This is a genomic window from Candidatus Frankia alpina, assembly GCF_902806485.1.
Classification (GTDB): domain Bacteria; phylum Actinomycetota; class Actinomycetes; order Frankiales; family Frankiaceae; genus Frankia; species Frankia alpina.
Genome location: NZ_CADCWT010000222.1, coordinates 1 through 7698, shown reverse-complemented (window position 1 = coordinate 7698; position 7698 = coordinate 1). Strand labels below are relative to the sequence as shown.

Genomic DNA, 7698 nt, shown 5'->3' with positions numbered 1-7698 from the left:
AGGCCCTGAAGCACTACACACCACCCAGGAATCCGCAGACCTCTACCGGCGCCTCGCCGACGCCAACCCCGCCGCGTTCCTCCCCAACCTGGCCGGATCACTGAACAACCTGTCCACCTTCCTGGCAGACGCCGGGCAAAGACCCGAAGCACTACACACCGCCCAGGAATCCGCAAACCTCTACCGGCAGCTCGCCGACGCCAACCCCGCCGCATTCCTCCCCAACCTGGCCGGATCACTGAACAACCTGTCCACCTTCCTGGCAGACGCCGGGCGGATGGACGAGGCGATCGCCGCCTTCGACACCTCCGATGACCGGCTTCCGGCCGGCGCTCGAGGCCGACTTGTCCTCGCGCGGGCAAGCTGGTTGGCGAATCGGAACGACCTGCGCGGTGCTCAGGACGGCCTCGTCCGGGCAGCGCGGCTCATCGACAGCGACCTGGATTCGGGTCACCGGAGCGAGGCACGCGGATTCCTGCGCCAAGCGGCCACCGAGATTGCCTCCGCCCCCGAAACGGTCGGCGGCAACCTCACCTCGCAGCTGCCGCCGTGGGCGACGCATCCCGTGGCGGATGCCACCATCGAGCTGTTCAACACCTGGGTATTGGCCGACGGCTGGGCGGAGCAGGAGAACTTCCTCGCTGGAGCGGGCCGCGCGCTACTCAAACCCGAGCCCCACACGGAACTCGGCATCCTCGCTGACCTCCACTCCGACAACCCAGCACTGCGCGACCTCATGACGATCCTCGCCAAGATCGCCGCTGACGGCTTCGACGCCACGCTCGCCCGCTACCGGGAGGACGACCGCTTCTGGACGCTCCTGCGCGGCTGGATCGACACCCCCACCTGGACGGAGTCGCACCGCTACCTGGCCGAGCATCCGGAGCTGCTCGCCGATCCGCGGACCCGGACCGTCCTCGCCGGCGACGCCGAGGATCCGACGTCCGCCCAGCACCTGGCGATCCTCGACCTCGCCGGAACCCGTTCGATCGACGACGTCTACGACCTGATCCTCGACCCGGCCGTCCCCCAGGACGAGGCGATGACAGCTGCCTCGGCCGGCGATGCTCCCACGCTCGCCAGGCTGCTGACCGCGACCGCCGTCCTACAGCTGCCGTTCGTTGGCCGGTTCGTGCTCGGCGTCCACCTGCTGCTCACCGGCGACCCTGAGCAGGCCGCCATGCTCATCGCGGACGCCACCGAGGAGGGCACCGACGTGCAGCGGGAGGCCGGCGCCGCCCGGCTGCGCCGGCTGCGAACCTCCCGCCCCGACCTCGCCGACTCGATCGACCGGCTCGTCGACCTCTGCGCCCCCGCCACCGACCCCCGACAACAGCGAGGACGACGTCGCCTGAGTTGCAGCGGGAGCGACCCTCACGGCGCAGTGGCGAGAACCCCAGGCAGATCCGCGAATCGGGCCTCGGCGTCCCGGCTGACAATGATTCGCCCGGTCTCGGCGATGAGGATGTTGGCGCCGAGGAGTCAGCCGTCGGCCCACGGATCATCCCCGCCCGCGGTCAGAAGGTCGACCGCCTCGGTGATGCTCACCCCGAAAGATCCGTCCGGAGGCATCGTGCCCGCGAGAGCAGCTCGAAGGTCAGCTCCGGTACGCCGCCGCGCCGGCCTGATCTCGGCAGCCGGATGGTTTCCCGCGTGATGACGATGGTCTCGCCGGCCTCGATCGCATCCAGCAGATCCAAGAACCTGCGGGCTGCTTCAGTAGCCGTCACCATCCGCATGACCATCATGATGTCTGACAATCAGATCCGTTCGCCAGTCGAGCCAGGGTGGACACGGACGCACCCGAGCCTCAAGGTGACGATCAAGGTGACGATCAAGGTGTTCCGCGGTTCCGCGGAACCGCGGCTACGCGCCGTACGGCAGTGAGACGCTCGCCATGCTCGCCTGACACCAGCCGATGCCCGACCGGTTCGACACTTGACCGGTTCGACGACCGACGCCGCGAGGCCGCCGACGCCCGATCGGGTGGGTCGCCGCCGCGCCCGCCCCCGGCAGCGGCGGCACGGGCTGGACCTGCACGCCAAGGCTGTCAAGAGCCCCCGGTCCGGCTACGGACGACTTTGGGCCCGGCGGTGGTGGCCAGGCGGCGGCGTAGCGTGCTGCCCATGGCATCGGTACCCACTGCACCCGTCGTCGCGGCCGGCCTCGTCGGCGGCTATTCGGCCGCCCGTCTCAGCGGGCGCCGGGAACTCGCCGGCGTCGTCCTCGCCGTCGCCGGCACGGTCTGCGGCCGCACCTGGCTGCGCTCCCGCGGCCCCGTGGTGACGGGCGTACTGCTCGGCACGTACACGGCGGCGTTCGGCCTGGCCCACCCGCTCGCGAAGAAGCTCGGAGCCTGGCCCTCCGTCCTCACCGCCGCCGCCACAGCCACGACCTACCTGCTCGCCGACCGGCCCAAGAGCGGCGCCTCCGCCTGACGTCTCGACCGGCCGGCCCGCCGGCTCAATCCGGGCGGCGTTGGCGGCGAACAGGGCGTCGCGCGCCGGGGCGGCGAGTTCGTCGACGAGCTGCGCGTACGTCCCGTACAGGTCGTCGTAGCTGCCGAACATGCCGTCGACGGGGAAGTTCGACGCGAAGAAGTAGCGGGCCGGGCCGAACACCTCCAGGCTGTGCGCCACCCAGGGCCGAAACGATGCGACGTCGATGCGATGCAGGGTCATCGCCAGGCCCGACAGCTTGCAGTGCACCCGCGGGCCGAGCCCGGCGAGGCGGGTCATGCCGTTGCGCCACACCGCGGCATGCTCCGGATCCTGCGCCAACGGCCAGCCGGTGTGCTCGACGACGACGGTGAGGTCCGGGAACGCGGCGAGCGCGGCGGCGGCCGCCTCCATCCCCTCCGGATGGACGACGGAGGTCGTAGACCAGGCCGCGGTCCTGGAGCGCGCCGAGCAGGGCCTGTCCGGCGTCGGTGTCGAGGTCGAGGCCGGCGCTGGCGCGCACGCCACGCAGGCCCGGCGCACCCGCCTGCGCGTCGAGCTGCGCCAGGATCCCGGCGGCGCCGTCCCGCCCGTCGACCCCGCCGACGATCGCCCGCGGCTGGCCGGTCTCCTTGGCGAGCCGGGCGATCTCGGCGGTCTCGGCCACGAAATGCTCCGGCGCGGCGGTCACATGCACGTACGCCTCGACGTTCCAGCGGCTCGCCTCGGCGAGGAACGTCGGCTGGTCGTAGGGCCGACGCATCCGGTCGGCGTCGGGCATGCCGACGGCGGCAAGCGAGGTGTCGGCGGCGGCGAGGAACGGATACCAGTCGGTGCGGGCCGGATCCCAGTGGTGGACGTGGGCGTCGACGACCCGTCCTGGATGTTCCACAGCAGCCTCCCGAGGGACGGTGCGATCAGCCGAACGGCGCGATGGCGTCGCGCAGCGCGTCGTCTGTCCAGGGGCCGAGCTCGGCGCCGGCCAGTGAGGCGGTGACAGCCGGCGCCGGGTGCGCGCGCAGGCCCAGCCAGCCGGGCCGCACGACGAGTTCCGCGCCGGCCAGCGACGCGGTGTCAGGCGCGGCGACGAGACTCGCCACCAGCTCCACGAGCGGGACGCGGTCGGCCGAGCGCGGGCTCTCCGCGCTGACCGCGAACACCGCCAGCCCACCCCCGGAGCCGTCGGAACCGGTCGAGCCGGTCGGAGTGGTCGAACCGGTCGGGGTTTCGTTGACGGAACGCGCGAGCTGGGTAACGGCCTGCGCGGCGCTGCGGGCGCCGGGGGTCACCGCGGGCACGACATGCACGACGCGCAGCGAACGTCCGGTCGCCGCCACGTACCGTGCGGCGGCGCGGGCCCACGCAGCGTGCCCGAGGATCGTCGGCGCCGTCCCGGCATGACTGTCCAGGATCGCGCGCCAGTCGACGCCAGGGCCACCGGGCCCCGCCGGCCCGCCCGCCCCATGCGTCCCGCCCGGCTCGGCGCTGCCGCCGCCCGCCTCCAGCCCGGGGGCGACGGTCGTGTCGGCGCCGATCCCGTGGGCGCCGTGGATGACGACCACGGCGTCGAGCCCGGCGCCGGTGTTCGCCGCGGCCCGGCGGATGCCGTCCTCAGCCGCGGCGAAGCCGGCCGCCGCGTCGCCGGCCCCGGTGTCGCCGATCGGCGCCGCGGCGGTGGCGTAGCCCCACGGGGCGAGCGTGGCGGCGAGCTGTTCGGTGAGCGCGCGATCGTCGCTGACGACCAGGCAGGCCCGCTCGGCGGGCTCCGCAGAGCCGACGGGTGCGGCCGCGAGCGGGCCGGAACGCGGGTTCGAGCCGCCGGTCGAGCGCTGCTGCGCCTGCGCGGGCGCCAGCACCAGCGGCACGAGCGCGCCCAGTGCGGCCGCGGCACCCACCCCGCCCGTCGCGACCGCCTCGATCAGGCGCGGCGGCGCGATCAGGGACAGCTCCGAACCGGCGGAGAACAGCACCCGCCCGCGGCACCAGCCGAACTGCTCGCTCGCCAGCCGGGCGGCGGCGGGGGCCATGTGCTGTGGCTGCGGCATCGCGGACAGGTCGAGGCCGCGCGGATCGGCGCCGACGGCGACGAGCCCCTCGGTCACCATCCTGGTCGCGGCGATCGGCGACAGCGCATTCACCGCCACCCCCGCGGGCAGCACCGGGCCGAGCTGCCAGGTCAGGGCGGCGACGGCCCGCTTGGCGCTGCCGTAGGCCGGGCCATCGACCGAGGTCCGGGCCAGCCCGACGCCGGAGGTGACGCCCACGATGCGGCCGTACCCGGCGGCCAGCATCCGCGGCAGTGTGGCGGCCAGCAGGTTGAGATATCCGCCGAGGTGGACGCCGAGCACCGCCGCCCAGTCCTCCGCCGAGGCGTCGGCGATGCGGGGGAAACGCAGGATCCCGGCCGTGTTGACGACGATGTCCAACGAGCCGAACCGCGCGACGGTCTCCTCGACGAGCCCGTGCACCGCGGCGGCGTCGGTCACGGAGATCGGTGCGGCGACGGCACGCCCACCGGCGGCCTCGATGCGCCGGACGGTCGCCTCGGCGCTGCGCTCCCCCAGCGGCTCGCCGCGCAGGCTGTCGCCGTTGTCCAGCACGACGACGGTGGCGCCGCGCCGGGCAAGTTCCACCGACACCTCCGAACCGATACCGCCCCCGCCACCCGTCACGATCGCCACGCGGTCCCGCACCCGACCGACCTCCCACCCGTCCCGTCAGAGGTGACGCCACTCACACGCTATGAGGCAGACAATTCACCGTCAACCAACTGGCTGGGGGCAGGCATCGGGCCTGCGGGCGCCGGCCGCGCTCACCGTGTTGCCTGCTCCCGCAGGCCGACCCAGAGGCTGTCGCGGGCCCGGGTCAGGGCGACGTAGAGCTGACGTCGTTCCAACGCGGCGCGCTCGCGGTAGGCGTCATCGGACTCGGCCTCGCGGCGCGGGCGTGGGAAGCGGTTGCGGTCCGGGATGTACACGCGGGCGAAGTCGAGGCCCTTGGAGCGGTGGTAGGTGCCTATCTTCACGGCGTCGCACGCCCTCCCGTCATAGCGGCGCAGCGGCACCGCCGGGATGCCGGCCCGGGTCAGGATGCGCTCCCAGCTCGCGACCGCGTCGTTCGTCGGGGCGAGCAGGGCCATGTCGCCGTAGCGCACCCCGCGGCCGTCGTGGGCGTCGACCAGGTCAGCGCGCAGCGCCGACGCCTGCTCGGCCGGGCCGGTGACGGCGACCTCGTGGATCTCGCCGCCGAGGCGATCGATCTCAACGTCGCGCCGACCACGCTCCCCGGCGACATCAAGATCGTCGAAACTGTCCGCGGCGACCACCTGCTGGGCGTACCGAAGTATCGCCTCGCGGTTACGGTAGTTGCGCGCGAGCACCGTGGATCGACCGACGACGGACACCCCGGCCTCCGCGAGCGTGAATCCCCCGGGGTAGACGGACTGCTGCCCGTCCCCGACGACGAGCAGGCCGTCGGGCCGGTCCCCGACGAGCGCATGCAGCAGCTGCAGTCCGACGCAGGTCAGGTCCTGCACCTAGTCGACGATCACAGCATCGAACTCGCCGCCGGACCGCTGCCGTGCCTGGTCACGAGCCCGCAGCAGCACGTCGCCGCGGTCGAGGACCCCGCGTGCCATCCGCAGCCGCTCATAGTGCTCGTACAGGTCCCAGACGGCGCGCCGGTGCGTCGGCTGCAGCGGCATGCTGCGTCCGATCCGGACCAGCTCGGCGTACTGGTCGAAGCTGGTCAGGCCGCGGCCCTTGATGACAGTCGCGATCTCGTCAAGCCAGTACTTCGGTTCCACGCCGAGCCGGCCCAGGACCGACGGGAGGCCGACGCGCCCCCACGCCAGCCAGAAGTAGTTTTCGGCGATCTTCTGCTGGTAGCTGGCCCGCTCGCCCCGCTCATCGAGATGACGAACGGCGAGGACGTCGACCGTGGTGAAATCGATACGACCGACGTGCTCGGGGGCCATCCGAGCAAGCAACGCGCGGTTGACCGGCCCGAGGGTGCTCACCACCGAGGTGAACAGCACCCGGTCGCCGCGAGCGGCCAGGTACTTGGCCCGGTGCAACGCGACGACGGTCTTGCCGGTGCCCGCCGCGCCGCGGATGCGGGCCGGGCCGGAGGACCGGCGGCAGACCAGCCGGGCCTGCATCGGGTGCAGCCAGGTCATCCACGCTTCTATCGGTTCGCGGGCCGCGGCGTCGACGAGCTCCCGCCACAGCTCGTCCCGGCTGAACAGCCCGTCCTGGGCCGGCGCCCCACCAGCCGGCGCGGCGGCGGTTGGCGTGAGGGCGGTTGGCGTGAGGGCGGTTGGCGTGAGGACGGTTGGCGTGAGGGCGGGCCGCGGCGGGCGTGCCCGGCGGGGTGAGTCGACCGGCCGAGTGCCGACGGCGGTGCCCCGCATCGGCGGGCATGCCTCGTCCAGACACGCCAGCGCCCGTTCCACGACGGCGGGTTCCAGCCGCAGCCCGCGCCGCACCAGGTTACGGGTGAGGTCGAGCTCGCCGGTGACCTGCACCCGGTCGAGCTGCTCGGTGCCGCGCCGCCCCGCGAGGACCAGCAGCGGCACCACCTCGGTCGGTGGCAGGCCGGCATCCGCCAGCACCTGTTCGACCGCCGCCGTCTGATCGGTCACCTTGCGCAGCTCGTCCTCGGCGTCCTCGTCGCCCCGCCACAGCCGGCCGCCGTCGACCCTGGCCTCGCGCCAGTTCTTCACGTCCACCACGAAGACGCCGCCCGGGCCGACCACCAGCACGTCGATGTTGGCCCGCCGGGTGCCGGGCCACCTGCGGTCGGGCAGCACCCGCCACCCCGCGTCGTCCATCCCGACGAGTACCCGGACGACGTCGCGCTCTCCTTGCGCCCCCGACTCCCAGGCCCGCTGGCTGCGGCGTAACTCGCGAAGCAGGTCGGTCAGGTGCTGAACCTGCCGTTGGACGCCGTCGATCTCCATGCCGATCAGGACGGCCTGACCGAACGCTGACGGCTCAGCCGGCACGTCCGACCGACCTGGTGACATGTCATCCCCTCCCGACCGAGAGTCACCGGGAATGGTATGCCTATATAGGAACTTTGACGGCGTTTGCCGTCGATGGCGTCCTGTAGCTGCCAATTCCTCGCTACGGCCGGCGCGGGGAGAGGTGCGCGGGAGGAGTGCACGGCCGTGGGATGGAGCGTGCGGCGCCGACGGTTCCGCCGTTGGCGCCGCAGGTTTCCCGGCGGCCCGGTCAGAGCCCGGTCAGAGCCCGGTCAG

6 protein-coding genes and 1 pseudogene are annotated in these 7698 nt (G+C 72.9%); 3 read left to right on the top strand and 4 right to left on the bottom strand.

Annotation, left to right across the window (positions count from 1 at the left end):
• The 3 genes from G6R25_RS25430 to G6R25_RS19030 form a co-directional block, all read left to right on the top strand.
• Nucleotides 1–1657: tetratricopeptide repeat protein (locus G6R25_RS25430; protein ID WP_205447244.1), on the top strand; the 1657-nt coding region annotated here is incomplete at its 5' end.
• Nucleotides 1654–1887, top strand: coding sequence for a hypothetical protein (locus tag G6R25_RS19035; RefSeq protein WP_163554052.1), 234 nt, complete (start codon nt 1654–1656; stop codon nt 1885–1887). The genes G6R25_RS25430 and G6R25_RS19035, both read left to right, overlap by 4 nt.
• A gap of 239 nt (nt 1888–2126) precedes the next feature.
• Nucleotides 2127–2438: a hypothetical protein gene (locus tag G6R25_RS19030; RefSeq protein WP_163554053.1), complete on the top strand. Its 312-nt coding sequence runs from the start codon at nt 2127–2129 to the stop codon at nt 2436–2438.
• An 87-nt stretch (nt 2439–2525) separates the two neighbouring features.
• Here the strand turns inward: G6R25_RS19030 and G6R25_RS27860 are convergent.
• The 4 genes and pseudogenes from G6R25_RS27860 to G6R25_RS19015 form a co-directional block, all read right to left on the bottom strand.
• A pseudogene (locus tag G6R25_RS27860) lies at nt 2526–2852 on the bottom strand (amidohydrolase family protein); the annotation flags it as partial.
• A 503-nt stretch (nt 2853–3355) separates the two neighbouring features.
• Nucleotides 3356–5131, bottom strand: coding sequence for an SDR family NAD(P)-dependent oxidoreductase (locus G6R25_RS19020; RefSeq protein ID WP_163554051.1), 1776 nt, complete (start codon nt 5129–5131; stop codon nt 3356–3358).
• Between the two features lie 119 nt (nt 5132–5250).
• Nucleotides 5251–5973 (bottom strand): 3'-5' exonuclease, encoded by a 723-nt coding sequence (locus tag G6R25_RS27855; protein ID WP_235949071.1) that lies wholly within the window; start codon nt 5971–5973, stop codon nt 5251–5253.
• Entirely contained in the window at nt 5974–7443 is a 1470-nt protein-coding gene (locus tag G6R25_RS19015) for an NERD domain-containing protein (protein WP_235949069.1), read from the bottom strand.
• Nucleotides 7444–7698 lie beyond the last annotated feature (255 nt).